General features: G+C 65.8%; 28 protein-coding genes. 21 read left to right on the forward strand and 7 right to left on the reverse strand.

Features of this window, described 5'->3' with window-relative positions; all coding sequences use genetic code 11:
- Window positions 1–97 precede the first annotated feature (97 nt).
- The 3 genes from holA to A5766_RS06600 form a co-directional block, all read right to left on the reverse strand.
- Window positions 98–1,072, reverse strand: a complete 975-nt coding sequence (gene holA, locus A5766_RS06590) for a DNA polymerase III subunit delta (protein ID WP_005205138.1) — start codon at window positions 1,070–1,072, stop codon at window positions 98–100.
- Between the two features lie 50 nt (window positions 1,073–1,122).
- Window positions 1,123–1,887, reverse strand: a complete 765-nt coding sequence (locus A5766_RS06595; RefSeq protein WP_442902950.1) for a ComEC/Rec2 family competence protein — start codon at window positions 1,885–1,887, stop codon at window positions 1,123–1,125.
- Between the two features lie 292 nt (window positions 1,888–2,179).
- Window positions 2,180–4,336, reverse strand: coding sequence for a pentapeptide repeat-containing protein (locus A5766_RS06600; protein WP_197501370.1), 2,157 nt, complete (start codon window positions 4,334–4,336; stop codon window positions 2,180–2,182).
- 284 nt (window positions 4,337–4,620) lie between these two features.
- Here A5766_RS06600 and A5766_RS06605 point away from each other — a divergent pair, with 284 nt between their 5' ends.
- From A5766_RS06605 to A5766_RS06675, 14 genes are all read left to right on the forward strand, one after another.
- Window positions 4,621–5,235 (forward strand): HNH endonuclease family protein, encoded by a 615-nt coding sequence (locus A5766_RS06605; RefSeq protein WP_064903918.1) that lies wholly within the window; start codon window positions 4,621–4,623, stop codon window positions 5,233–5,235.
- Between the two features lie 368 nt (window positions 5,236–5,603).
- Window positions 5,604–6,884 carry a hypothetical protein gene (locus A5766_RS06615; protein WP_156527388.1) on the forward strand — a complete coding sequence of 427 codons (1,281 nt, stop codon included), beginning with the start codon at window positions 5,604–5,606 and terminating at the stop codon, window positions 6,882–6,884.
- A 108-nt stretch (window positions 6,885–6,992) separates the two neighbouring features.
- Window positions 6,993–7,406 carry a hypothetical protein gene (locus A5766_RS06620; RefSeq protein ID WP_064903924.1) on the forward strand — a complete coding sequence of 138 codons (414 nt, stop codon included), beginning with the start codon at window positions 6,993–6,995 and terminating at the stop codon, window positions 7,404–7,406.
- A 253-nt stretch (window positions 7,407–7,659) separates the two neighbouring features.
- Window positions 7,660–7,950, forward strand: coding sequence for a helix-turn-helix domain-containing protein (locus tag A5766_RS06625; protein ID WP_064903926.1), 291 nt, complete (start codon window positions 7,660–7,662; stop codon window positions 7,948–7,950).
- 110 nt (window positions 7,951–8,060) lie between these two features.
- Entirely contained in the window at window positions 8,061–10,901 is a 2,841-nt protein-coding gene (locus tag A5766_RS06630; RefSeq protein ID WP_064903928.1) for a DNA primase family protein, read from the forward strand.
- A complete protein-coding gene (locus tag A5766_RS06635) occupies window positions 10,901–12,769 on the forward strand; it encodes a DNA polymerase (RefSeq protein ID WP_064903930.1) in 1,869 nt (622 codons plus the stop codon). The genes A5766_RS06630 and A5766_RS06635 overlap by 1 nt, the downstream gene beginning before the upstream one ends.
- Before the next feature lie 71 nt (window positions 12,770–12,840).
- Window positions 12,841–13,443 (forward strand): hypothetical protein, encoded by a 603-nt coding sequence (locus A5766_RS06640; RefSeq protein ID WP_156527389.1) that lies wholly within the window; start codon window positions 12,841–12,843, stop codon window positions 13,441–13,443.
- Window positions 13,440–13,790: a hypothetical protein gene (locus A5766_RS06645; RefSeq protein WP_064903934.1), complete on the forward strand. Its 351-nt coding sequence runs from the start codon at window positions 13,440–13,442 to the stop codon at window positions 13,788–13,790. The genes A5766_RS06640 and A5766_RS06645 overlap by 4 nt, the downstream gene beginning before the upstream one ends.
- The gene (locus tag A5766_RS06650) at window positions 13,783–14,802 is read left to right on the forward strand and encodes a helix-turn-helix domain-containing protein (RefSeq protein WP_064903936.1); all 1,020 of its coding nucleotides are present in this window, start codon (window positions 13,783–13,785) and stop codon (window positions 14,800–14,802) included. The genes A5766_RS06645 and A5766_RS06650 overlap by 8 nt, the downstream gene beginning before the upstream one ends.
- 737 nt (window positions 14,803–15,539) lie before the next feature.
- Entirely contained in the window at window positions 15,540–15,944 is a 405-nt protein-coding gene (locus tag A5766_RS06655) for a plasmid mobilization relaxosome protein MobC (RefSeq protein WP_064903938.1), read from the forward strand.
- 1 nt (window position 15,945) lies between these two features.
- Window positions 15,946–17,691 (forward strand): hypothetical protein, encoded by a 1,746-nt coding sequence (locus A5766_RS06660; protein WP_064903940.1) that lies wholly within the window; start codon window positions 15,946–15,948, stop codon window positions 17,689–17,691.
- Window positions 17,681–18,130 carry a hypothetical protein gene (locus tag A5766_RS06665; RefSeq protein ID WP_156527391.1) on the forward strand — a complete coding sequence of 150 codons (450 nt, stop codon included), beginning with the start codon at window positions 17,681–17,683 and terminating at the stop codon, window positions 18,128–18,130. Before A5766_RS06660 ends, A5766_RS06665 begins: the two co-directional genes overlap by 11 nt.
- Window positions 18,127–18,363, forward strand: a complete 237-nt coding sequence (locus tag A5766_RS06670) for a hypothetical protein (protein ID WP_064903944.1) — start codon at window positions 18,127–18,129, stop codon at window positions 18,361–18,363. The genes A5766_RS06665 and A5766_RS06670 overlap by 4 nt, the downstream gene beginning before the upstream one ends.
- 34 nt (window positions 18,364–18,397) lie before the next feature.
- Entirely contained in the window at window positions 18,398–18,850 is a 453-nt protein-coding gene (locus A5766_RS06675; RefSeq protein WP_064903946.1) for a hypothetical protein, read from the forward strand.
- Between the two features lie 57 nt (window positions 18,851–18,907).
- On the opposite strand, the gene A5766_RS06680 is transcribed toward A5766_RS06675, so the two are convergent.
- Window positions 18,908–20,275, reverse strand: coding sequence for a type IV secretory system conjugative DNA transfer family protein (locus A5766_RS06680; RefSeq protein WP_064903948.1), 1,368 nt, complete (start codon window positions 20,273–20,275; stop codon window positions 18,908–18,910).
- A 5-nt stretch (window positions 20,276–20,280) separates the two neighbouring features.
- Window positions 20,281–20,556, reverse strand: coding sequence for a hypothetical protein (locus A5766_RS06685; protein WP_156527392.1), 276 nt, complete (start codon window positions 20,554–20,556; stop codon window positions 20,281–20,283).
- 115 nt (window positions 20,557–20,671) lie between these two features.
- On the opposite strand from A5766_RS06685, the gene A5766_RS24325 reads away from it, so the two are divergent.
- The 7 genes from A5766_RS24325 (at window position 20,672) to A5766_RS06715 (ending at window position 24,335) form a co-directional block, all read left to right on the forward strand.
- Window positions 20,672–20,836 (forward strand): hypothetical protein, encoded by a 165-nt coding sequence (locus A5766_RS24325; protein ID WP_156527393.1) that lies wholly within the window; start codon window positions 20,672–20,674, stop codon window positions 20,834–20,836.
- Window positions 20,829–21,479: a hypothetical protein gene (locus tag A5766_RS06690; RefSeq protein WP_064903952.1), complete on the forward strand. Its 651-nt coding sequence runs from the start codon at window positions 20,829–20,831 to the stop codon at window positions 21,477–21,479. Before A5766_RS24325 ends, A5766_RS06690 begins: the two co-directional genes overlap by 8 nt.
- 1 nt (window position 21,480) lies before the next feature.
- A complete protein-coding gene (locus A5766_RS06695) occupies window positions 21,481–21,855 on the forward strand; it encodes a hypothetical protein (protein WP_064903955.1) in 375 nt (124 codons plus the stop codon).
- Window positions 21,852–22,481: a hypothetical protein gene (locus A5766_RS06700; RefSeq protein ID WP_064903957.1), complete on the forward strand. Its 630-nt coding sequence runs from the start codon at window positions 21,852–21,854 to the stop codon at window positions 22,479–22,481. The genes A5766_RS06695 and A5766_RS06700 overlap by 4 nt, the downstream gene beginning before the upstream one ends.
- Window positions 22,474–23,385 (forward strand): hypothetical protein, encoded by a 912-nt coding sequence (locus A5766_RS06705; protein ID WP_064903960.1) that lies wholly within the window; start codon window positions 22,474–22,476, stop codon window positions 23,383–23,385. Before A5766_RS06700 ends, A5766_RS06705 begins: the two co-directional genes overlap by 8 nt.
- Before the next feature lie 78 nt (window positions 23,386–23,463).
- Window positions 23,464–23,826 (forward strand): hypothetical protein, encoded by a 363-nt coding sequence (locus tag A5766_RS06710; protein ID WP_064903962.1) that lies wholly within the window; start codon window positions 23,464–23,466, stop codon window positions 23,824–23,826.
- A gap of 32 nt (window positions 23,827–23,858) precedes the next feature.
- Window positions 23,859–24,335: a hypothetical protein gene (locus A5766_RS06715; RefSeq protein ID WP_064903964.1), complete on the forward strand. Its 477-nt coding sequence runs from the start codon at window positions 23,859–23,861 to the stop codon at window positions 24,333–24,335.
- 58 nt (window positions 24,336–24,393) lie between these two features.
- On the opposite strand, the gene A5766_RS06720 is transcribed toward A5766_RS06715, so the two are convergent.
- Together A5766_RS06720 and A5766_RS06725 are read right to left on the reverse strand one after the other, a co-directional pair.
- Entirely contained in the window at window positions 24,394–24,807 is a 414-nt protein-coding gene (locus A5766_RS06720) for a hypothetical protein (RefSeq protein ID WP_156527394.1), read from the reverse strand.
- Window positions 24,808–24,931: 124 nt separating this feature from the next.
- Window positions 24,932–26,164 (reverse strand): hypothetical protein, encoded by a 1,233-nt coding sequence (locus A5766_RS06725; protein WP_156527395.1) that lies wholly within the window; start codon window positions 26,162–26,164, stop codon window positions 24,932–24,934.
- Between the last annotated feature and the right edge of the window lie 14 nt (window positions 26,165–26,178).

Below are 26,178 nucleotides of genomic sequence, written 5' to 3' on the forward strand. Positions count from 1 at the left end.
CCCCGGCGACTTCCACGCGGTCGCCGGGGTGAGTTGCGTGGTCGCGCACGCTCCGGCTTCTGAGTGGTTCAGTCCTGCGAGCTCAGCCCTGCACGCTTCAGCGCCGACGCGACGTCGGGCGCAACGATGCAACAGCGTCGACCGCATGCAGAAGCGCATAGTCTGCGTCGGCGGCCTGTCCCTTTACATCTCCGTTGAGTCCGGCAACCACCACGACGGCCTGCGCGATCGACGGCGAATCCCATGCCCGTGCCTGCGACTGCACCTTCTTGACACGCGACGGCGGCATGCCCAACTCCGACGCGGCCGCGTACTGATCCATCGAGCCGATTCCGCGTACGCGAGCTATCGCGTGCACAGCCTCGGCGAGCGCATCGGCCAGCAGTACTCGAGGCACCCCGTGGTGCACCGCCCACGCCAAGGACTCGAGCGCTCCGGCTCGATCACCGGTGACGGCTTTGTCGGCGACCTCGAATCCCGTGACCTCCGGGCGCCCCTGGTAGTAGACGCGCACCGCGTCGCGGTCGATCTTCCCGCCGGTGTCGGCAACGAGCTGACTGCACGCCGCGGCAAGCTCACGAAGCTCCGCACCGACCCCCTCGACAACCTGCTCGACGACGTCGGCGCTGACCTTCACGCCGAGCTCACGAAACTCCTTGCGGACGAAGTCCATTCGTTCCGACGGCCAGCGCGGCGCAGTGCAGTCGTGTTCGACGGCACCGGCCTTGCGGAGTTCGCCCACCATCGACTTCGTCCGGCCGCCGCCGGTGTGGATCACCATCAGCGTGATGCCGTCGGGAAGCTCACGAGCCGCCCGCGTGATCAGCGCTGCGGGCTCCTTACCCGCCTCTGCCGCCGACTCGACGACGACTACGCGGTCTTCGGCAAACAACGACGGACTCAACAGCTCGGCCAGTTCGTATTCGCTGACGTCGCCCGCGCGCACACGCGTCACCGGGATGTCGGAGCCTGCGTGGTGGGACAGCTCGCTCGTCACACCCGAGATCACACGTCCGGTGAGGAAGTCGTCGTCTCCGAGGAGCAGATGCAGGCGATCGGTCACGCCACTCATGGTGCCAGAACGCCCCGACAACCCCGACGACGCACCGGACACCTTCCCTACTACCGGTCGCACCCGTCCCTCCGCCGACCGTGCGTCTCGTTCCCCCGACTGTGCGTACGACGCCGCACCCACCCGATCGAGCGTCGATTCACCAACGCCGCACCCAGGACTGTGAACGCCATAACGAGCACCATCCCGGCAAGCCCGTCAGGTATTTCGATTGCCGCCCAACTCAATCCACCGAGCACCCGCGCCACGGTGATCATCCACCACAGCTCCGGCGACATCGCGCGCAGTAACACTTGGGCAACCACAGCTCCCACCTCTCCGGCGAGCCCGATCAATGCGGCGAGTGTTCCCACCACACTGATCACTCCGACGACCGGCGCCACGACGACGTTGGCCAGAATAGAGACCACGTTGAACGTCCCGCTGATCATCGCGATCAGCGGCGCCGTCACGACCTGCGCAGCGATGGCGATAGCCAGCACCTCGGCGGCGACAGGCGGGATTCTCCACTCGCGCAGCATGTCTCGGATCGACGGCGCGATCAGCACGAGTCCGGCTGTCGCCACGACCGACAATGCGAACCCCGGCGCGCTCGCAAGCTCCGGCCACCACAGGAGTCCCCCGATCACGGCGACACCGAGGGCGGGCACCGCGCGAGCACGTCGCGTCGACAACAACGCGAGCAGACCGACTCCGCCCATCATCGCCGCGCGCAGCACACTCGGCGACGGCCGTACCAGGACGACGAATCCGACGATGACGATCACCCCGCTGACAGCCGCCACCTTCGGTGACCCGCCGATCAACCTGATCAACGCAATCGCTGCACCGCAGGTCAGCGCGAAATTGGCACCAGATACAGATGAACAGGAGTATGGGTCATGAAGCAAATGTGATATCGCCATCCCCTGGGGCCGGACCAGCCGTACAACCCCGGTCAGCACTGAGGATCGACCCCATTCCCTAGCCATCCGATAAATTCTTTGCTGTGCAACAGATCTCGATGTACCTATCCAACCGTTTTAGTAGGCCAGAACCGATGAAGCATGGCACCACACTCGGCGACGGTGCACGCGTCGGGATACGGTAGCCGGTTTGCGGCCTCGCCTACCGCTTGGTGCGGTTGCGGATGGCCAGGACTGCCACGGCGATGAGGGCGGGCCCAAGGATCCGCACCGTAAGGTCGACGATGTTCCCGACGCCGACGAGGGTGATCCCGGTCTGGTTGGTACGGAACAATCCCACCGTTTCCTTCGCCGCGAACAACGTCGCTTGCCACCACGCCAACCCGTGCTCGTCGGAGGTGACGTAATTGACGTTCCCATCCTGCAAGTTGACGTTGTCGATGACTGAGGTCGTGGTCTCTCGGGCCAAGCACTCAAAGCTGAACAGCAGCCCAGCCATCCCAATCACAGCGACGAGCCCTACGACCGCTCGCCATGCCCGCAATCCGTACCCCGACACCGCCCAATAGGCGGTCAGCAGCCACCGCTCTACACTGAACCGCGGTGCGGCAAGGCGTCTCATTTCCATTTCGCCGTAGTAGAAGTCGGCGGCACCCGCCTCGTCCTTGTTGTCTTCCAACGCTTTACGTAGGGATCGGTAAGTTTCTGCGACACTGCCAGCAGCTGCCCCCCGCACCCGTTCCGCGCGGGCCGCGCTACCGGTTGCATGGGGTGTGTCGTGTGCGATCTCGTCGGCAATCATCCGACGGTGTGCCCGGACCCGCGCCGGCCAACCCCCTCGGGCGCTGCGCCAGGCTGACAGATTGTTGGTGGAGTCGATAACGAGCCTGTCTACGCCGTCGGCATCACCGAACCGACACCCTGACAGGTCCATTCCACTTAGTGTGACCCCAGCCAGCTGCGCGCGGCTCAGTGACACAATCCTGCTCGGTTTGGCGCCAGAGTACGTGGACCCCTCAATTCGAGAACCGGTCCCAAACTCGGCACTCGGACAGTCCACTGCCGCCCCGTCGACCACTAGGTGCAGCCTCTTACGTGCCTGCAAACGGGTAAGATCGGCTTTGCGACAAGTTATATCGAACCGCACGGCCTCGTCTATGACTGCGTCGGCGAACGACACAATTCCGGCCGAGATATTGGTGCCAACGACCCGTGCTGACTTCCAGTGACTCTGGCCGAAAGATAACCTGGACGAATCTGAGCCCCGACTTCCACCGAAGTCGACGTCCCCGACGAACGTAGCCGCAACGAACCCGGCGTATCCGCAGAATTCGGCTTCACTGAACCTGGCATTGCCAGCGAACGTTACTTCGTCGAACCTGGCGTCCTTTTTAAACTTGGCTCCGTTGAAGCCCGCCGTCCCGGCGAACTTGCTGCCGCCGCCAAAATTGGCATCTTCGACGAACGTGGCATCGCGGAATCCGGCGTTCCCGGCGAACGTGGCCTCGCGGAACCCAGCTTCTCCAGTGAACTCACCGTTGGTGTACGCGACGTCCTGGGTGAAGGTGGCACGGCGAAACTCAGCAACGCCGGAAAACTTGACGTCCTCGAACGCTGCGTTGCCAGTGAATGTGACGTCGGTGAAGTTGGCGAACTTGGCGAACGTGGCCGAACTAAACCTACAGTGGCCGTCTAACTTGGCCCCCTGAAATTCGGCGAGCCCGTCGAACGTAGTTTGTTCGAATCCGGCTTTCTCTGTGAAAGTGGCGTTCGCGAACACCGCCTTGCCTGGGAACGTAACCCCCGCGAACACGGCGTCCTTGGTAAACGTAGCCTCGCGGAACACAGCGCCCGTGGCGAATTTGGCGTCTCGAAACACGGCTTCCCCGGTCACCGTTGCGGCAGCGAAGAGAGCTTCCTCAGTGAATTCTGCACCGCGAAATCGGGCGCCAGTGGCGAACGACGCCCAAGAGAATCCTGCTTCCCCTAAGAACTTTGCTCTGGCGAACTCGGCGAATTTACGGAAAGTGGCCCCGGCAAAACTGGCACCCTCGGTGAAAGTTACACCAGCGAAGAAGGCGTTCCCGGTGAACACGCAGTGAGCGGCGCTGAGAGCGATCTGCGCGCCTCTACTGAACTGCAGATCACCGTCGATTCGTGCCCCGAAAACTTGGACGTGAAGGCGTCGTTTAACGAGCAGGTGCGCAAGAAATTCTGCGCGCACAACTCGGTCGTCACCCCAACCATGCACCTCGTCAGTGGTCGGCCGCCAGTCGCGGTGAATTTCGCCGTCGGCCCGGAAGTCGGCCCCTACCCCTTGATCGACGGCGGTGAGAAGGCTATCTTCGGCGTCCGTCATCGGTCTCATTTTCAGCTCCTCTACGGGTGGCGGGATCCTCACCTTATCGGCAGCCCACGAAACTGAGAGTGCGCCAGCCAGGCACCACTTGACTCGCGGGGGGCAAAGCAGGCTTACAGCGCTCCGTTGGCGTAGTTCAGCAGCCTGAGTATCTATGTGAGAACCAGCGCCAACTGACCACCAAGGATTACAACCGCCTGTTCATCCACATCCTGCAGTCAGTTCGAAAGCGAATCGATGCTGGCGGACTACTCGGCGATGCAATCGCGCATGAGCTGGCACGAGTGGCGGGCGAGACGCGAAACTGGCCCGGCGACGGCGAGTTCGTCGCCGCCCTCATGGGATCGAACTTCTACGGACTCAAGAGTGCGCGTCAGCGGGTGTTCTTTACCGGCATCGAGAACCACCTGCGCGACGATAAGGCCGAAGACACGAATCCAGTCCGCGCTCGCTGGGAGTACCTCAACATCGAGCACGTCATGCCCCAGAACTGGAAAGCCAACTGGCCACTGGCCGATGGTAGTGACCAAGGCTTAGTGGCGAGACGCGAGCAGGCGAGCAATTCGGTCGGGAATCTGACGCTTACAAATGGGCGACTGAATTCCCAGATGCGCGACAAGGCCTGGCCAAGTAAGAAGGCGGCACTTCAGCAGAAGAGCACGCTGCTGATCACCACAGCGTCGATCCTGGCAGCTCCGCCCGATGTCGACGGCGAAGATGCGGCAGCCTGGCCATCGGAGTGGGACGAAACCCGAATCACCAAACGTCGGGCATATCTCGTCGGCACCGCGTTGGAGGTCTGGCGACGACCCGAGATCACCCCAACAGCTGAATACGGCGACGACTTGCACCGGCCCAGGTGCTGGAGAGCTTCGCGAGTTATCGCACGCCAGATCTGAGCCACTTCGACAAACAACTTGAGGCGATGATCGAGGAGCCAGAGCTCCAGCCCTACCGTGACGTCTATGACTTCTGCAACAGGTGGTCTCATGGCGAAGGGAGCGAGGCGGTAGACGTTCTCGACGCACGAGCCGTCTACAACTCGGTCCGGCGATGCATGGAGTTCTTACGGGCGGCTGACTCCGGCCACTTCACTCGCCTCTGCAAGGCGACTTCGGTTGATGCCAGCGTTCTAGATTGACCGGGGCATCGGCGGCGACATTCCTGGACCCATCTCCAAGTACGAAAGTTCGCGCCGGAGACGGATGACTAGGGGTATGTGTGTTGGTAGCGCGTTAACTGAGAAATACGCAGCTAGTCTTGGTCCATGACACAGGAGTTCTTTGATGAGATCGCTCCGCCATGCGTAGTCGGTTTCATGATCTTGCTCCCCGATCCGATCCCGATACCTCAGAAAGCAACCTGGTATTCCACCACCGATGAGCGAGTACCTGAATTGGATGGGGTGTCCTTCAGTCCACAACCGGGCGTGACGCCTGTTCCCGTATTAGACGGCGAGCACAACTTCGTATCTTTGAGGTTCTGGCAGATGGTCGATGACTCACCCACGCCGTTCGTGCACGAGAGCAAGTTGCTGATGAAGGCGTTCGACGTGATGCACCCGACCGACAACGAAAACGTCGGGCACGAGTATCTCGACCGAGAAATTGCTCCAGGTGAGATGTACCGCACCGTCGTGGAGGCCATCACATTCAACAGTGAGGAGCCGTCAGATACGACCTCTATCAACCGGTGTCTGGTTGAACTGATGAAATTCCATCGGTCCTACCGTGTGGTCGCCCCTCGCCCTCTGCCAGAGTTGACAATTCGACGCCTCTTCCCAACCGTGCTCACCTTCAGACGCGCTCCGGACGAGACCGAAGTTACCTTCGTCGGTATCACGGTTCTCGAAGACGGAGCGCCCCCCAACCTGGGTGGCCTGGTTAGCGAAATCGGCACCGACTACGCAATGTTCGATCAGGCGGCAGGTCTCCAAAGCCGACTAGATCGACTGGACCCGCTGGCCCGCTACGTCGAGTGTCGAACCGACGCTGGGTACGCCCTCTACGGCGTTGGATCGTTCCGTGACGCCGTGATCCACCTCGGCATCGCCTGCGAGGTGCTGTTCGATGGCTTGCTCGGCATGTTGATGTGGGAGGAGGGGGTGTCAATCGACGATGCCGCGGAGGTCTTCTCCGGGACGATCACAACCCGAATCAAAAACGAGTTCCACACCCGACTCGGCGGAACGTGGCGATTAGATCGAGGTGAACTCGGCGTCTGGAGTACGAAGGTCGCGGATGTGCGTAATCGAGTCGTACATTCGGGCTATCGACCGAGTGAAACCGAAGCTGTCGACGCAGAGGCTGCTGCCGACTCGTTGCGCGATTTCACCGCTCGGCGGTTGTCGGCGCTTGGGCGGAAGTACCCATGTACCAACGTCGTATTCTTCGTAGACCAGCCGCCACCACAAGGCGCACCAACGCTCAATAGGGCCGCACGCGATTGGCTTCTAGCCAATCGCGAAAGTCTGGACGCAAAAAGGGCCGAACACAACACATGGCGTGAAGCGGTCAACGCTGCGGTGTCTCGACGCAGCCGGTTATAGCCGTACACGCCATTAGGTATGGCCGCAATGTCATGGCCGAGATGCGTTGCATGAGCCGAATCCAACTGTGTAGCAACGTATTTCTTGTTTCGGTGGTATGGTTGACCTATGCCTGACACGGATGATGCGACTCTCTTGCTGGTCTCGTATCTGAGTACGGAGCAGCAGGGCCCCGACGCGGGCCTACCCGCCCTCCCCCACCGAGTGGACGCACTGAGAATCTGGGTGGGCATCGACGACGGTCGACCGTACGACGGCGATTACATGCCCGATTCCCAGGGCGCTCTTGCCCACCTCCATCCAGCTGAGCGGCGGTTCCTCGACCACCACCGCGAGGCACGGCGATACTCGCGGTGGGCCGAGCGCATGTACCAGTCCGAGCGCGAGCGGCGCCAGGACGGTGGCACCGAAATCCCGACGCGCGCAGCGTATTTCAGCACTCGTACCACCGACAGCGTTGAAAGCGTCGTACGCACGCGCATTGCGCGGCCCGTGGTCCCGGCCGACCCGCGGTACTTGTGATGACCTGGCGCGTATAACGATCCGTGGTACAGTTGACGCAGCCAACCTCAATGGCTAGTTGTTAAGATCGCTCGCGCGTCCCGGCTCCAGAGCCGCCCCGAGTCTCTTGACGGCGACGATCGGCAGCGTCATCTGAGGCGCGCCGTATCACCCGGCGCACGCGCGGCCCAAAAGCTGAGAGCGTGCACGATCCGCCGCGATAGGGTCGGGGTGTTGCGGGTCCGAGGTATATACACACCTCCTGGGACCCGCCATGTCTCGCGTCACCCTTCGCGATGCCGCACGGCACTGCCGTGTATCGAAATCCACCATCAACCGCCTCGTCAACAGCGGCGACCTGTCGGCCGTGCTAGTCGGCAATCACTATGAGGTCGAGGAAGCCGACCTCGACGCCCTTTTCGGGCCTACGCCCGTCATTCCCCGGCACCCCCACCTCCGCGACGACATCCGGGAGTGGGCTGAGAGCGTCGCGGCAACCGCGCCGCCCATGAGCACTCGTACCGCGCTCGCGGTAGCAGGAATCCTGCGGGGTGCCGGGGAATGAGCGCAAGAGAAAACCCCGGCCTGGCCGCCGGGGCTCCTGACGAAACGACTGCTGAAAGTTCAGTTTCCGCTACCAATAGTAGCGGAAACGTGAAAGTTGTTGTCTCACACTTGACCGACGAGCACAAACTCCTCCTGCTCGACCGGGGCATCGACGCCGGGTACCTCGACCGGCATCCCGAGTGGTTTCGGTCGTACGACGGGTCGGCCGTTCTTCCCTCCGATCTTGACTGGGTGCCGGGTAAGGCCAGCCGCACTGGCATTCGGTTCACGCAGCGTCAGCTCAGTGGGCGCGCGGACAAGATGCAGCTACGTCCCGACAACCCCGGAGGCGGTGCGAAATACGTCTCGCACCGTCGTGACCCCGATGATCCCGAGTCGGTGCTCTCTTACAGCGCGCCGCTGGTGGCCATGTCGAAAGAAGCCCCGGTGTGGCTGGTAGAGGGGACATGCCAGGCCTTCGCCGCCGCCGCCGCGTTCGAGCACGCAAAGGCCGACGCGACGGTGGTGGGCATCCCCGGTATCCAGGCGTTGTCCGCCGGGATCACCGGCAGTCTGGCCGAGGCCGACCCGTTCCGTGGCAGTGTCGTGTACGTCGCTCCCGACGCGGATGCCGCCGCGAATCGACGCGTGTTCGATGCCGCCGTGAAACTAGGCGATCACCTCAAGACGGCCGGCGCGAAAAAGGTTGTCTACGTGCAGGTTCCGGCCGTCGCTGGTCCGAAGACGGGTCTTGACGACTTCCTGGCGACCATCGCGGTCGATGAGCGTGCCAGTCGCCTGGCGGCACTGGGCGCCACCGGTCTCCCCAAACCCGCACTGCACCGCCCGGCAGCCCCGCCGCCCCCGCCCCGGGAGGAACCGGACCCCACGGGCCGCAGGTGGGGTTTCCCCGTAGACCCCGACCCCGCGTACAAGTCGCTGGACCTGAAGATCAATCCGGCGACCGGTCGGTGGTTCGGGCACGACATCGGGCTGCAACCGAGTGACGTGTGGGACATCCGAACTGAGGATGGCCAGATGTCGATTCACGGCCTCCTCCCCGACACCCTTGCCGAGGCGCTGGTCAAGGCGTTCCACTTGGCGATCACGTCAACCGGCGCGCTGGCCTGGTATGACGCCGAGAGAGGTGTGTTCGTCGAGGCCGATGTTCGCCGGGACGCCAAGTTCCACGCGGTGATGGGCCTGTTGTTGGGGAATCACTACAGCGGCGGGCACAGCGATGTGTACGGCCGCCTGCTCGGCATCGTGTTCGACCTCGGTCGACGCACGTGGGACACGCCGCCGGAGCCGATCGTCAATCATCCCGGCGGACTTCTGGACCTGCGCACGGGCGCGAACCGACCTCATACACCGGAGTTCCTGTCGACGCAGCAGCTGGCCGTCGCGATTGATGTGAACGGCGAGTGCCCGAAGTACGACCGATGGGTGCTGGAGCGCGTCGGGGCCGAGCAGGCCCTCGTCCTGGACGCGCTCATGGCGCAGGCACTCGACGGCAGCCAGCCGTCGAGCAAGGCGGGCCTCCTCTTCGGCACGTCGCGGACGGGCAAGTCGACGGTGCTGCGTTTAGTCAAGACGGCCTTCGGTGATGAGCAGGTCGCATCGGTATCGATGGCCGACTTGGGGTCGTCGAAGTACGCGGTCGGCTCCCTCCGGGGCAAGGCCATCAACCTGTGCGGTGAGATCGCCGCCAAGGATGTCAGCGATCTCACCGCCTTCAAGTCGATCACCGGCGGCGACCGCCTGTTCGCCGACGTGAAATACGGCCCGGCGATCTCATTCGCGACGAACATGTCACTTCTGTTCGCGGGCAACAGTATTCCGGCTGTTCCCGCCGAGGATGCGTTCTTCGCCCGCATGGTGCCTGTCGCGTTCCCGCGGTCGTACCTCGGGCGCGAGGACCCCTCGGTCGAAGCGGCCCTGGTGGCGGAACTGCCATCCATCCTCGGTCGGTGGGCGCGGGCGTATGGCAAGGCGTCGCCGGTGGCCCACCCTGCGGTGATGGAGTTCTTCTCGGGCCGAACCGACCGGGTGGCACAGTTCCTCGCCGAGTGCACCGCCCCCTGCGTCGTTGAGATGGAGCCGGGCATCATTGTCGGGGCCGGGTCGGTCGGTACCCCGGGTGCGGCGACATCGACGCAGCTCGCGGCCGCGTTCCGGGCGTGGGCCGAACTGAACAACGGCGCCGCGATGGGCCGCAACCGCCTGGTGGACCGCGCCATGGCGCTCGGTGTGCAGCGAATCCTTGTGGGCGCCCGGGGGAACAAGCGGGCACTGGACCGCCGCATCCTCGACCCCTCTGAGTGGGACATGGCCGGGTCCGATGCCGCCGCACTGATCCCGGCGCTGTGGCCCGACGGTGAGCCCGAAGATGACCCGGACGACAACCCCACCCCCGGCCCGGTGGCTGGTAGCGGTCCCATAGTCGGTCCGACCGCGCCTAACCCGGCCGCTCTGGGCACGGCCCTGGCCGACCACCTCGACCAGCCGTTGTTGACCGCCGAGATGCTGTCGACCCTGATCGGCGCGGCTATACCTGGCGACTCCACCGCCTTGGGCGCGATCGACCCCGCCGGGGCGGTGCGACTGGTTCCGCCGACGGTCCTGCTCAGTGACCTGGCCGGGTCCACCGATCCGGTGTGGATGCGGGCCGTGCTGGCGGCGTCCATCGAGATTCTCGACGCTGCAGGTCTCGCCGTCCGGGAGCGTCGCCTGACTCGTGAGGGCGACCTGGCCTCGTGGACCCCGGCGACGACCGGCCGGTACACGTCACCGACCGATGTGGCGCGGTGGAAGACCGACGCGGCGGCGGCCGCGGCCGCCGGTGCCACCGACCAGGCCCGGGCGCTGTCGCTGACCGCCGCCGCGACCCGCGGCCTGCCCGCTGAACTGGTGGGTTACGCCGTAGCCCTCGACACCGACCGTCTGACAACGACTTTGGGAGAGAACTGATGAGCACTTTGCACGGGGCACGCGCGTACGTGTATCCCACCGACCGGGCCGCCGCGCGACAGGCGCTGCTGGACGAGATCGCCGACGGCCGCTACCTGGTGGTCGATGTCGAGACGACCGGGTTCGACCTCGGTGACCCGCGGTTCTGCCTCCGCACGATCCAGCTCGGTACGTCCGAGGTGGTCGTGGTCCTCGACGCAGCCGATGACGACCAACTGGAACTGGCCCGCGAGATCATCGCCGCCGCCCCCAAGTTGGCCGCTCACAACGCCGACTACGACTTGGTGGCGCTGGCGTACGAGGGCATCGTCGATGACCTCGATTCGGTGTACGAGCGGGTGTACGACACCTACGTCGCGGGGATGCTCATCAACCCGAGCGCGGGCAAGGGCGAAGCGACGGTTACTCGCTACGGCCTCAAGGGAATGACTGAGGCGTTGTTCCCGGACCGGGCAGTGTCGGCCCAGGCGAAGAAGGACCTCGCCGCCGTGGCCAAGAATCAGGGTTGGGGCTCGCTCGACGCGAAGGTGTACGGCGAGTCGGCCTGGTCCCGGGCCGACATCACCGCGCCGGAGTTCGTCGCCTATGCCGCCGCCGACATCATCGACGGGTCACTGTTGGCCGAGAGCCTCCTGCCCCTGGCCGAACTGGTGGTGAGCCAGCAGTCCTGGGACCGCGAGCGAGCCCTGTCGAAGCAGGCCGCGCTCATGCGCCTGCGTGGTGTCGGGCTCGACGTTGACTTCACCAAGGCGCGCCTGACCGAACAAGAGGAGGTCAGGGACCGGGCGCTCGCTGAGTTGGATACCGTCGCCGCCGAGTTGGTGTTCAACGCAGCGGGCATGAAGCTGTGGTCGCCGCAGTACTTGGCGGTGGCGGTGTCCGAGGGCGAGGGGTTGGAGATCACCCGCACGTCGTCGGGGGCTATCGGCACCGACCGAGCGGTGCTGGAGGCGTGGAGGGCTCAGGGGTCGAAACTGGCCGGTCCATACCAGCGGTGGCGTGATGCGCACAAGCTCATCACGACGTACTACCAGCGGTATCTCCGGTCCGGTGGTGATCGCATCCACCCGACGTTGATCCCGCTGAAGGCGTCCACCGGCCGCATGGCATCGGCTGATCCGAACTTTCAGAACTTGCCAGCGCGGGATGCCTCGGTGCGGGTCCGCGAGTGCTTCGTCGCTGACCCCGGTAAGACGTTCGTCGCGGCTGATTTCGCTTCGGTGGAGATGCGGGTCGCGGCCGCGGTGACCGGCGACGCGCGGTTGACCACGATGTTCACCACCGATCCGTCCACGGTGTCGGACCCGAGAGTTCTCGATCCGTATTGGGTACTGGCCCGCGAGCTGTACGGCGCCGACGCGACGAAGGCCGACCGATCAACGGTGAAGTCCGTGGTGCTGGGTCGTATGTATGGCGGCGGTGTCGACACTCTCGCGCAGAGCGCCGGTATCGCGGTCGAGAAGGCCAAAGAGGTGCTGGCCAGCTACGACCAGACGTACTCGGGCCTCGCGCCCTGGGCGCGGGCGAAGATCACGCCCCTATGTGAACAGGGCCTGTCGTCGTGGACGCTGCCGAGTGGGCGCCGCCAGTGGCTCAATCCCGGCAACTCGTGGAAGGCGTTGAACGTCGTCATCCAGGGCTACAGCAGGGACGTTCTCGCCGACGCCCTCCTCCGGGTGGCCGCCGACCCTGATCTCGGCCCGGGTCTGGTGATGCCTATCCACGACGAACTCCTCGTGCAGGTCGACGAGGGCCGCGCCGAGGAATTGCTCGCCCGGTTGGTCGAGCTGATGAGCACCACGGTCCGCGGCATCCCGATTCCCGCCGAGGGCACGCTCCACGGCCCGCGCTGGTCGGCGAAGGGGTGATGGTGTGCCGCCGAGATGACCCCAGCGACCCCGACAACAGTCTCCACCTAACCAAGACGAAGGAACGAAAGATGCACAGCAACAACATGAGCGACGACGACTACATCGGTGCCGTCGTCACCGATGCCAGCAGTGATCGCATCCGCGCGACGCTGGTACGGACCGTCGAGGCGGCGACCGGCCTGCCCTGGGACGTGGCACGGCGCGGATTCGAGGTCACCGACGTGACCGAGGACGAGACCGCGGCCAGCGAATGCGTGTGCGGGCAGCCCAATCTGCGCTACTTGTACACGATCGAGCATCGTGACGGGGCGGTGCTCCACCCCATCGGCAGCGACTGCATCAATCATTTCGGCGTCGTCGGCATGGTGAACAAGGCCCGCACGCTGCGCCACCTGCACGACGTGGCCGCAGTGGTGGCCCGGGGCGGCCACCTGACGCTGCGCGGTCCGGGGCGAAACCTCACCGCCGCACGTCTGTTGGCCCTGTACGACAGCGGCGCGTTCGCGCCGTCGGTGTGGAACGGTGGTGATCCGATCCACGACTACGACTTCCTGCTCAAGATGTTCCGCAAGCGCACCGAGCCGTCACCCCGCCAGGCCGCCAAGATCGCCGCGTTGCTGGGTGAGATCGAGCGGTTCGTCACCACCGCGTCGATGGGTGGCGCCGCATGAAGCCGAGGACGCCTGACTACTGGGCCGCATGGATCGACGGTCGCTGCGATCGCTCACCCGATGACCTCTCGGGGTACCGAAGCGATCGTGAGATCTACGCGGTGGCGGTCGTGGACGCGTTGTTCGCCGCGGTCGAACAGCACACGCTTCACCTCACTTACCACACCACGCCGGACATCACGCGCCTCGGAGAGGTTGCTCTGGAGGGGTTACGCGAACTCCGTGACCGCGATGTGCGAACAGCCGCGGATCACGCGGCAGTGATCCTCGGCCTCCCGATGCCCCCGACAATCGACTACGACGCGTATGCCGCATGGCGTGACCGACAGGAGCAGTCCGATGGATGACCGATACCACCAAAGGTTCTTCCGCCGGTGCACCATCGCCTTCGCGGCCACCACCATCCTGCTCAACGCCGCCGACGCCGTGATGGTGTCCGGCGGTGGTGAGTGGAATCGGGCGGGGGCGGCGGTCGCCGCCGCCCTGATGCCCGTCTCGTTGTTGTTGGCGACCGAGGCAACGACGCGTCTCGTGCAGGCGGCGGGCGGTTCTTGGGAGGACCGCCTCCCCACGGCCCTGGTCGCGGTCGGCGCTCTGTTCGGAGCGGCGATGTCCTTCGGCGGGTCCTTCTCGGCGCTGTCTCGGCTGGCCGCGCACTGGAAGTGGGAGCACCCAGCGTTCCTGCCGCTGTCGATCGACACGCTGCTGATCGTGATGGCCGTCGGCGGTGTCTGGGCGGCGCGTCGGATCGCCCGGGACACGGTTGCCGACGACCCGGCGGCGACCTCGACGGCCACCACCGGCGAGTGGGTCACCGCCGAAGTCCCGACGACCTCGTCGTCGGGCTCGGCGGTACCCGCCGACGACCCAGCGGCGAGCATCGACGAGCTGTCGCCGCCGAGTCCGACGAGCGTGACCGACGACCCCGGCGAGTTGGTCGCCGTCGAGCTGGCGGCTACCGCTCGTCGGGCTGTTGACCTTGGTCTTCACCCCGGCGACGACCTGGCCGACGAGCGCCGACGAGCTGATACCGGCGAACCGACGACGGGTACCGACGAGCTGACGACGACCACCCCGACGAGCGTGACCGACGACCCCGGCGAGTTGGTCGCCGACGAGCTGGCGGCGACCCCGACGAGCGACACCGACGAGTGGCGACGGCGAGCCGACGAGGTGCTGGCGAAGAGTCAGATCGCGGCCGATCCCGACGAGCTGGCGAGGGTGCTGCGGCTCGCCGCGTCAGGCGCGTCGAAGCAGTCCATCGCTGATGACGTTGGACGGTCTCGGTCAACGGTGAGCGGGTGGCTGCGCGTCGCGGCGGGTGACCCTCAGGCTCCGAAGCTCGCCGCAGTGAGGTAGGTAGCTCCGAAGGCGGCACGCCGTAGAGCCCGTGCCGACGGAATAGTCGGGGCGGGCTCTACGTTATTCCGATCCTGCTCTACGTTATTCCGATCCTGATCGAGAGTTACTCTCTGCGTTATTGTTTCGCGTTACTCGCTCGCGACCGACCGCAACAGAAACCGGGGCCAGTTGACCGGCCATCATCCCGGACCAGTACGCCCGGAAACAACCCCCCATCACAGCCCCTCCGGTCCAGTACCGCGCCGGTGCCGGCCCAGTGCCCAGGTATCCCGGCGCCGCGTTCCGCCACCACCGCGACAATCACCCGGCACCGAATCCGGCTCGGTCGGGCGTGCGCGGGTGCGCTTGCGCGACCGCGTACAACCCCCTCAGCACCTGAGCCGGAACTCCCGTGCCGTCCTCCGGCCGCGGGTCCCCCATGGCGGTTCCGCCGAGGCGGTACCTCCCGACTCCCCCGCGGACGCGGGGCCCGATCCCCTTGCGCCGTAGGCGATCCGGCCAACGGCCGGCCCCGGGGGTCTTAGGGGGCGCCAGCCCCCTAACGGGCACCCCGCGACCCCGAGCGCAGCGAGGGCGGAAACACGAGGCCGAAGGCCGAGTGTTTACGGCGGGGATGCTTGCCATGTACGGACCGTGTACCAGTACACGTGACAGAACGCCCTCGCGTCCGGTACCGTAACCAGCAACGGCGTGTGCAACTGCACACGCCGAAGCACGGACGAGGAGGTGCACCGATGGCGTCGCGTCGTGCGCCGAAGGAGCAGCCGATCGCGTTCCGGCCGCGACCGGGTACGCGGGCAAGGCTCGCGAAGCGGGCCGGTACGCGGTCGCTGTCGGCGGTGGTCGAGCAGGCGGTCGACGCCTGGCTCGGGCGCGTTGTGAGGGAAGTCGATCCGACGCTGCGGGCGGCGCTCGCGGTGGAGTTGGGCATCATCGGTGACCGGCTCAGCGACATCGCGCACCAGAGCGCGGGGATCGGCCGGAACTGCAACCAGCTCGCCAGGTACTGCAACACGTACAGGGAACTGCCTGTCGGAATCAGCGACGAGCTGGCCGAGCTGCGAGCCGCGGTCAACGCCCTCGCCGCCGAGCTCGCAGCGGTCCGACAGACCCTCGACGCGATACTCGGCGGGAAATGATATGGCCGTCACGGAGATTAGTCCCGCCGGTAATGTGACCGCGCTGGATCATTACACCGGCAACATCGCCTCCAAGGACGCGGGCAGTCCTGAGCCGACACAGCGCGTCGAGTTCATCTCCACCCTGGGCGACTGCACGCCCGAGACCTTCGTCGACAGGCTGCACGAGAACACGGTCGTGCATGGAAAACAGGGCCTCAAGCACAAGGCTTATCACGTCATCCTCAGCCAGACACATGACGAGGCTGATCCTCACGACGAGCAGGCCGGCCACCGGCAGCACGTGATGGCGCGGGCGCTGATCAGGAACAAGTTCCCAGGTCACATGGCCAAACTGGTGACGCAGAGAGATAACGGCCGCTGGGTCGAGACGCCCGACGGCGAGCGGACCTGGCAGCCGGGAAAGTGGCATACGCACTGCATCGTCGCCAATGCGAGCAGCCGCGAGGCGGTATTGGAAATGCCCGACGGCACCGAGCGTCGGTACGCCGCCGGTCGCGCCATCGACGGCGAGATGAAGAATATCCACTCGATCCGTCACGGCCCCGGTGGCACCGACGAACTGATCCTGGAGCATTTTGGGTACGACAACGCCCGCTATGTCGGGGATTGCCGGGAGGCCGCCAAGGGGCGGGGCGAGCACGCCACGACGCGCGATCTCGCCCAGCGATCCGATCCCGATGGGCCCGGCTACAGCAGCCATGACGAAGTTCGGGTCAAGCTCCGCGAGGCCCGGAGCCTGGCGGATTCCTGGGACGACTACGTGTCGCGCCTCGCCGCCGACGGGGTGACCGTGCGGGCCGCGGGCAAGGGTGGCGCGAGCTACGGGTGGACCACCGACGAGGGCGTCGCCATGAAGGAGCGCGCCCGCAAGATCGGTCCTGACTTCACGCGTGCGAGCGTCGAGGCCCAGTGCGCGCTCAACGCGGAGCGCATCGCCGCGGGCGAGGTGCTCGAACCGCCGGAACGAGTTCTGTTGCCCGCTCCCCCGCCCGCCGCTGAACGCCCGGTGCCCGTCTTTTTGACGCCGGACGGCAAACCCCCGTGGGACCGCGATCTCGATGGCTACGCGGTGGGGGTGCGAGAGCGTGGCGGTACGTACGAGTCGGTCGCCCGCGAACGGATTGACCTGGCTCTGGTCGACGACTGGGTGACAGACCGCGATCACCTCATCGCCGCGGCTCCCGACCACGGACTCACAGTGACCGGGCGGGTCGACGAACCGCTGATCGCGCTGGACACCCACGATGGCCGGGTCGAGTTCTCGACGGGTCATCTGGGGCCGGAATACACCGGCGGTCAGATCGACCGGCGGATCAAGCACAAGAGGAAGGGACGGGATCATGACCGAGATCGACGACCGGGAAGCGCGGCTGAGCGAGTTGCAGAGCGGCGACCCGCCGACGGAATCCGAGTCGAGCGAGTTGACGCGACTGCGGTCGGAGCTCTCCACGCTGCGAACGCTCGTCGAGCAGCTGAGCGGCTCGCAGAACAACACGACCGCGGCCGTGCAGGCACTGGTGACGACGGTGAGCGCGCCGGCGAAGTCGGACAGCCGGATCGACGAGCTGTCGAAGCTAATCGAAGTACTGAGCGGGGAGCTGACGGCGCTGAAGACGCACTCGGTCGGGATCAGCGATCGAGTCGATCGCCTGATCGCTCGACCCGCACCCCCCTCCGCGATGAAGCTGTCCGCGGACAGCAGGAACGAGCTGGTGAAAGAGGTGGCCGAGGGCGTGGCGACTGATCTGACCCCCCACCTGGACGCGGCTGTACGGCGGGCGCCCGACCGCGCACCCGCCACGTCGCCTGCGGTGACCGACCGGACAGTGCGCGAGGTGCGGGAGGTGGTCGTGGAGCTGGCCAAGACGCGGGCCAGCGCTGAGAAGGCGATCACGTGGGGGTATGCCTACCGGATCGGGGTACTGATAGTTCCGTACGTCGTCGCGGCGACGCTACTCGCGATGCTGGTAGTGCCTGTGGCGGAAATCCTCGGCATCGGGCCCCTGTCGCGGTGGGCCTGGGGCGCGTTCGAGGGCACCGATTCGATCTCTACGAAATCCTGGATCGCGGTCGCAACACTCCTCGTCGCGGGCGGGCTCGGATACGCGATCTACCTCGGCGGCAAGCGGCTGGTCGAGTCGTACGAGGCTTATCACCAGCTCTTGCGGGGCGACAAGCGATGACCAGCGAGCTGATCCCGGGCCGCACCGTGCGCGAGCAGCTCGCCGACGCACTCGCCGCCGCGCAGCCGCGGTGCTGCGAGCCGCGCTGCTCGGCACCCGCCACGGTCCGGGTCACGTACATCGAACACTTCGGTTTTCGCGGCAAGGTCTGGCTGGACGAGAAGTGCTGCGCCGACCACACGATGGAGCGTTACGACGCGCACGCGACGGTGATAGACGTGTCGGTGTTGTAGGCACCGACAGCAACAAGAAGGAGAGAGAGAAGGAATGAGTAAGGACGAACTGGCGGATCGGATCGCCGACCAAGAGGTGGAACGGGAAACCGCTGAGGCCGAGGAGAAGAGAGTAGGCAAGTTGCGAGATGAGCACAAAGAAGTGAAATCAGCCCTCCGCGCCGGTGAGGATGCCGCGACGCGCGACACCCCCGACATCGACGCGGAACGGCTCGGGAACATCAAGGAGATGCTCTCCCAGCCAGGCGGCGAGCAGGCCGTCGCGAAGCGCTACGGCAAGGCCGCGGTGTCCGGCCCGGAAGCGCGGCTGGCCCGGACGCAGATGTCGCATGCCGCGGGCCGGGAGACGGCGGCTGCCAAGGAAGCCGCCGCCGACGCCGCGTGGAAGGCGGCGAACCCGCCGACGCCGCTGCGGGATCGCACCGTCGAAGCTCTGCGGGAGCGGGCGGCGAAGGAGCAGCAACGCGACGCCTCGCGTGGCAGATGACAGTGGAAAGAACAGTGCCCCGGTAGCGGATTGCTACCGGGGCACTGTTTTGTTGGGCTAGCAGGCGTCGAACTGCAGCTGGTCGATGTCGTGGAGCTCGACGAGCATCCCGGCGGCCCGAACCGCCGGGTCGTCGGCGTCGGCCTGGCGACGGCCACGGAGCAGGCGACCGTGGTCGATGTCCTGCGGAAGAAGATCGCTGCCGTGCAGCGTCTCGACGAGTTCCGACGACTGGCTCTGCCGGCCCGCGTGATCGGTCGAGACCTTGTGTCGCTCTCCGCGGCCGTGCGACCATGCGGCCCTCTCCAACATCTCTTTCTCGTCCGCCTCGCACAGCACCAGGACCGACGGGAACACAGCTCTGAGTTCTTCCATGATGTCGTGGCCAAATCGGCGACTGAACTGCTTGGTCGCCTGGACAGCCGCGAGGACCGCGATGCCCATTGCGCGGGCCTCGGTCACAACGACCGGCAACTTTTTCCACGGCAAGGTGTTGCACAACTCGTCAACCGCGATCAGCAAGTGCGGCAACGGTTCCGGCGCGGTCTGTGCCCGCCGCCAATGCGCGGAGATGGTGTCGACGACGCCGACAGCGGCACCGGCGGCCACCCCGTCCGCCGGTGCGATCATGAACAGAGTGGACCGCGGGTGTTCGAGCATCGCCGGGGTGAACGGTGTGGTGCCCTCGGGGCCGACCACATCGCGCCGCCACCAGGGCGCAACCGCCGATTTCATCGTCGCGAGCACCGAGTCCCGCATTTTGTCGCTCAGCTTCGCGGCACCCGCGAGTTCCTCCGCGAGCATGTCGCTGCCCATTCCCTCCAGGCGCCCGATGGCGTTGACCCAGCACGGCGAGGTGGTGTCGGGTTCCTCACCCTCCTCGACGACCGGGGCCTCGACTCGGCCAACGGCGGCACGGGCCCACGCGATGCCGTCGGGACCGGCGGCGCGGATCAGCGCGGCCAGCGGCGCGGTCGAGATCGTGTCCCAGAACGGGTCCGACTTCGCGCTGCCGTCACCAGCCCCGGCGCTGCCCGTCTGGATGAGGATCGTGGACATATCGATCGCGGAATCATCGTCGATCACGAGGGCGACCGGATCGGCTACGACGCGGGTGACTCCCTCGGGCAGAACGTCGTCGGGAACACTGCCGCTGAGGTCGAGCACGTAGGTGCGTCCGGAACCGCCCCACGCGAGTCGCTGCTGTAACGCCATGTCGATGAGGTCGGGCTTGGAGCTGATCGCGACTACCGGGCCCTGCCACATGAGGATCGCGGGAATAATTACGCGCCGGCTCTTCCCGACCCCACTCGGGCCGGACACCAGCAGATGTGAGCCAGTGACGGCCGGCTCGCCGTCGATGAATCCGCCGAACGGCGTGGGCTTGGGTTTGAATGGGACGGAACCCTTGCGGTACAGCGACATTGATGTTACTCCTTCTTTTTGTTGGACCCGCCGCCGACCTTGCCGCCCTTGGACGCCGCGTCCACGCGGCGGACGTGCTCAGCCTCGGCTGCGGCGTCGACCACGGCCTTGATCTCGGGATCGTCGAGATGGTCGATGCCGTAATTGATCAACGTTCTCGCCAGCACGGCCATCGGTGTGTCGACATCGGCCGCCGCCTTCTTGAGGCGGCGTCGATCCACAGGTGAAACGGTCACGTTGAATCTCAAGGTTGGTCGATTGTCATCGTCGGTATCAGTCATCGGGTCTCCTCCAGTTTAGCAACGCCTTGTGTAATTGCATACGGCGTTGATACCATCTACATGTGTAAGTACTTCTCCGGTTCATGAATCCTCGCACAGAGACGGGAGTTCCGACATGCCCAAGCCAACCCCGAAGCCCTCGTTCTTCGGCCGAAAGTGGGTCCGCAGCACCATCGCCGCGATCGTGATCTTCGGCGCGGGCGTGGCGATGGGCGGTACGTGGTCCCCCGACCAGCACGGATGCGGCCCCGCGTCGACCGGCGAGGTGTCCCGTGGCTGATCCCCGATACACGCGCGAGCGCGCCGATTGGGTCGTCGCGCACGCCGCCCGTCGTCCCGAGTGGCAGCGACGCGGCCAACGACTGACCACGCGGGTCAGGCGCAAAACCCGTTACGAGGTGGGAGCGGGCGACGCCGGTGCCGCCGACGTGGCTGTGCCGCACCGATTCCACCGTCGGCGGTGGGGTGATGACGGGACCTCGGTGCGCCGCACGGTGTGGGCCGCGACGTACGAGGTCGGTGCCGCTCTGCTGGCCGGTCCAGGGATCGCGCTGTCGTGGGCGATCTACGGCGCCTGGTATCGCAAGGTGCCCGCCTGGGGACCGCTGCGGTGGCGCCCGCTGGGCATAGCGACGGTCGTGGTGACCGTGCTGGTGGTGCTGATCGTCACCGGCGCAACGATTTTCGGCGGAGGGCTGGGATTCTGGGGCTGGTACTGGCTGGCCCAGTTGACGCTCGGCGTCGGCCGCAGCGCGTGGCTCGCCTACGCCTACGGCTGGGAGGCCGTGCCGGATCGCGCGGCGACCGCAGCACCGGCACCAATCCGGGTGCGGCTGGGCGATGAGCCTCCGCTGCCTGAGACCGAGCCGACCGAACCCGTCCAGGTGCGGGTGACGGTCCACAACGACGACGAGGAGAGCTGAGATGGGTGCATTGCGAGATGACCTGCGCGAAGTGTGGGTGTGGCTACGGGGCATGCGTGTGCGCGATCTCGTCGGCGGTGTCGCCCTCGCGCTGCTCATGCTCGCGGCACTGGTCATATCGGTGTGGGGCGTGCTGTACGGACTGGCCCACTGCGGCGCGCCGCAGTGGCTCGGCACGCCTGCGTTCTTCGCGACGCTCGGTGCGTGGCTCGCGGTGATCTTCCGACGCGAACTGCTCGCCTGGCTGCGGACGGTGCCCGAACAAGTCCGGTGGTGGGTCTGGCTGTGGAGCCGGGATCACCCACCACGTGACGTTGCGGAGATCGAGGACCTGGAGATGGCTCTCACCTACCTGGAAAGCGAGGGCCAGCGATGACTGCGCCACAACCAGTCAACGTCCATATCCAATCGGGCGCCGGAGAAATCATCCGCATCGTCGCCACCCTGCTCCTCTTTGGCGGGTTGGGGATGTTGGTGTGGGCCGTCGGTCAAGGGCCGATGGCTGAATACGCGAGCATCGCCGCGTCGGCGTCGCTGGTGTTCTTCTGCGGTCGCCTATGGAGCCGCGGCGTCATCGGCGTCCCCACAGCCGCCGCTACCGCAGCGGCTCAGGCCGGGCGCGGCGACGCTGACGCCGAGTTCCTGCGTCAGGTCGCGCAGAGCGCGTCCAACGTCTCCGGCGGCTACCTGCGCCGCTGCCCGATCCCGATCCTGCTACTCATTTCGGTCGGTTACGGAGTCGCTTTTCTCGTTGTCCGCGAGGGTGTCTCGGCGGCGATGCACGTTTTCCAGAATCTGTGGATCGCGGGTGGTGTGAGCCTCCTGCTCGGGTCACTCGTCGTGATGCCGAGCCTGTTCCCGTCGATGTTCGCGTCGCTGCGTACGGCAGGCGTGATCCGTCCAGACGGCGTGCCAGCCACTGCCGCATCCGTAGCCCCTACCCCCGCACCCACGAAGCGTGTGGTGCGCCGCGTGGTCAAGAAGGAGAACGACAATGCCTGATTACGAGTACGTCGATGAAAATGGCAACCCTGTCGATCCCACCACCCTCGGTGAGTACGAGGTCGTCGACGACGACACTCCCGTCGCGACACCTGCCGCAGCCGCGCCCCACCGAATCCCGAAGGCGCTCATGGCCATCGGTGCGGTCGGCGTGCTGGCTATCGGTGGCGGAATCGCGTACGGCCTGCACAGCATCGGTAACCAGTCGACCGTCGGCGACGTGAAAGCAGGGGTGTCATCTAAGGCGGCGTCCGCGTCCTCGGCTTACCGATCCGAGTCGAGTGCTGTCGAATCGTCGGTGCAGCGCGCGATCCCGATCCGCGCCTGCCAGGGCGACGTGACGAAGGCCGGTCCGTCCGGCGACCTCGAAATGCGAATCCTGAGCTACATCAACCTCCCCCCGGCCATGACGGGCCGGATCAAGCCCCAGATCGACGAGGAGGCGTCCCGGGTCCAGATGGTGCAGACCGCCCCGACTGATCTGGGTGTCTACTGGGATGAACGTGATGCGCCGCTGTCGAAATCCGGCTGGTGGAAGGTCTCGGTGGAGACCGGTACCGGTCGCCCGGTGATCGCCGGTGAGGCTCCCGGAACTGGTCACGACGTGCCGTACAGCGGTGCCTGCAAGGCGCATTTCGATGCGGGCCCATATCGAGTCGTCGGCAAGGGCATCCCTCTCGGCGCCAAGGCCACAGGTGCCGGAACGTCGATGGTCAACGTCGCGGCTCTGATAGTCGATGGCTCATCGGGCACGTCGCCGGTGGCCACCGACGACGGCAAGCCGCAGATCGTGTGGTTGGTGGTCCGCGACCGCTTGCTGCGCACCCAGCTCGTCCGGCCCGGCGACGACACCTCGTCGTCGAGTCCGGCGTCGGCCACCGAACCGGCCGACGGTGAGGGGTGATCACTGAGGCACAGTTTCAACGAATTACATAGTCCCCCAAAACCTTTCACACGACTACGGATCAAAAAGGAGTATCGAATGAACATCAGCAAGATCACCACCGCCGCTGTCACCCTCGCCGCCGCCGGGGCCATCGCCGGACTCGGTGCTGGAACCGCCGCCGCGTCGCCGGTCCCCCACGACGGTTCGTACACGCTGCGCGTGACCAACCCCGTGGCGCCGTTCCTCGCGCCGATCGGCACCGTGCCGGCCAGCATCCACGGCGGTGTCCTGACCATCGCGGGGCAGAGCGGTCGGCTGCACGCGAGCGCTCCGGGTGACAACGACTTCGGACCGACGACCACGCTTGCGGGCGTGCCGATCTCGTTGCTCGGTGACGGCAGCGACGGTTACGGCGTCGTCGCCAACGGATCGAGCTGGGGCCAGCTCGTGCCCCGGTGACACCAGCGACACGATAGGAGGAAGGAGACACGATGAACGACGACACGCGCGATCTGGAGGCCGCCCTGGCACAGCGCCAGGTCGATCGGCAGGCCGCTGACCGTCAGCGTCAGACCGCGGCGCGACTCGTCGGTGGTCTCGTCGAGGACAAGCCGCTGATCGGCGTACCCGTTGCGGCACTGGCAATCTGGCTGCAACGTACGAAGGACGCGCACGGACGAGCGCTCGACGAGCGGCTGGTCGAGTGGCAGCGGGCGAATGCACTGGAAGCGGTCGGGACCGCTGGCCTCAGCGCACCCGACGGCAAGCTCGACGCCGAGGGTGCGGGCGTATCCGGGAGGTTCCTCCGCGACACACAGATGGTCGGTGGTCGGTCCGCCATCGACGCCTGGCAGTCGGAATCGGTGGCGACCCCCGTGGTGCGAACACCGTCACCGGCGGACCAGTTACGGCGGATGGTGGGTGACGTCGGTGAACGGAACCGAGAACTCGACGGACCGAGCCGCTGACCCGCGATAAGTAGAGCCCCGGCACCATGACGGTGCCGGGGCTCTCCCCTGCGAGGGGTCATCGACCTCGGAACGCTCGCACGATGGATCGCGTGCGATACCAATCCACCTGATCGGCGTACATCCGCTGCTGGTGTTGAGCCTCTTGGCGCAACAGTCCAAGTTGGAACCGATGGGCGCGCTCTTTCACCGCCTCGTGATCGTCCTGTAGAACACGGATCGCGCCGCGGACGCTGTCGGCCCGCTCCTCCTCGATGACGTCGGCGATGCGGGTCAAGCCGATCCGAGTGAGGTACTGCTCGGGGATACCGGCCCCGCCCACGAGGTCACGAAAGTAGTCCTTGAGCTGGTGCAACTCGGCGTCAATGGCACGGACATCGGTGGCGGTGCGTCGGTCCACGATGAGCACCCGCACACGCTCGGCGACCGTGGCCGCGTGTCGTAGCCGGGATACCATCTCCACTCGCGTCATGATCTCCACCTCCTTACCTGTCACCCTAATCCGGAGGTCGGACAGCCGACCTCCCGAAATGAGGTGACCCCGTGACCCGTCTCCGGGTCACGGGGTCGCATCCGCGACGCGGATGCCGGTCTGGTCACCAGATCGCCACGGTGACCTGGCCGCCGATCACCACTGCCTGCACCGTGCTCGGGTCGGCTACCCGGTAATACAGCTTGAGATAGACCGACTGGTTGGGGGCGATCGTCGTCGGTGCTGGCGTGCCGATGTCTCCGACGAAAGCGCACGTGCCCGCGACCTGGCCCGCAGAGGTCTTGAGCGGTGATCTGGCTGCGGTCGGCATCGGTTTCGCAGAGATGTTCTCGTTGCGTGCGAATACCTGGACCCGGTAGTTCGCGCCGGGGCAACGCGGGTCATCCACAGCGCCAGCGCCGGTCACCTTGGTAGTCAGTCCGCCGAGATCGAAGGAATCATCAATCTGCTTGTCCGAGCTGTTCATCGGCGGCCAACCGGCGGGGCTGGGATCGAGGTCGTCGAGCGCGACGAACGCGTGCGGCGCGTCGGAGTCTTCGGAGATCAATTCGACCTGTTGGATCTGTGCGATCTGCGGCGGCATCATCGCGAAGTAGTAGGTGAGCGTGCGTTTCGGCTGCCCTGGCTTGATCGGCAGGCCGTTGGCCGGATCGGTCACGCAGTTGGCGAACCGGGGCTGGCCGGTCTTGAACCGTAGATACTGCATGTTGAACGGTGGCACGTCCTGGGTGCGTGAACCAGCGTTGACGACGTCGACGGTGACTGCCACGACATAGCGGCCGGTGACGAGGCCGTTGCACGCCTGGCCGTGGTTGTCGATCTTCTCCGCCTTCGTCACCGTCCAATCGAGCCCGGCCGCGGTGACCTGCTGGTTCATCTTCGCGGGGCTGCTCGGACTCTCGCCCGGATCGTCGGCTGAACTGGCGCCTGAACTGGCGGTAGAGCTGGCGGAGTCCGCCGCGGTGCGTCCGCTCACGCTGCCGTCACCGTCCCCCGTCAGCGCGACGACGAGGCCGACGCTCACGATCAGGAGTATCGCTGTGACTGCCGCTACGATGGCCAACGCCCGTTGGGTCGGTGTGAGTCGTCTCGACCGACCTGCGATCCGGTCGATGTCGTCGGCGGCGATCCGCGCGCCCGGGTCCGCCAGCGCCCGGTCATACTCAGCCCGCCGTCGCGAATCACCGAGAATGGTTCGGGTGGTCGTGATCTGCTGTCGCAGTTGCCGATTCGCCGGGTCGGTGGCCGCGATCTGACGGTCGAGCTGGGCGGCCAGTTCCTCCGGCGACTGGCGCGGATCGAGCTGAAACACCTTGTATAGATCGATTTTTGGCATGGGAGTGCCCTTCA

The organism is Gordonia sp. 852002-51296_SCH5728562-b, from assembly GCF_001665475.1.
Lineage (GTDB): Bacteria > Actinomycetota > Actinomycetes > Mycobacteriales > Mycobacteriaceae > Gordonia > Gordonia sputi.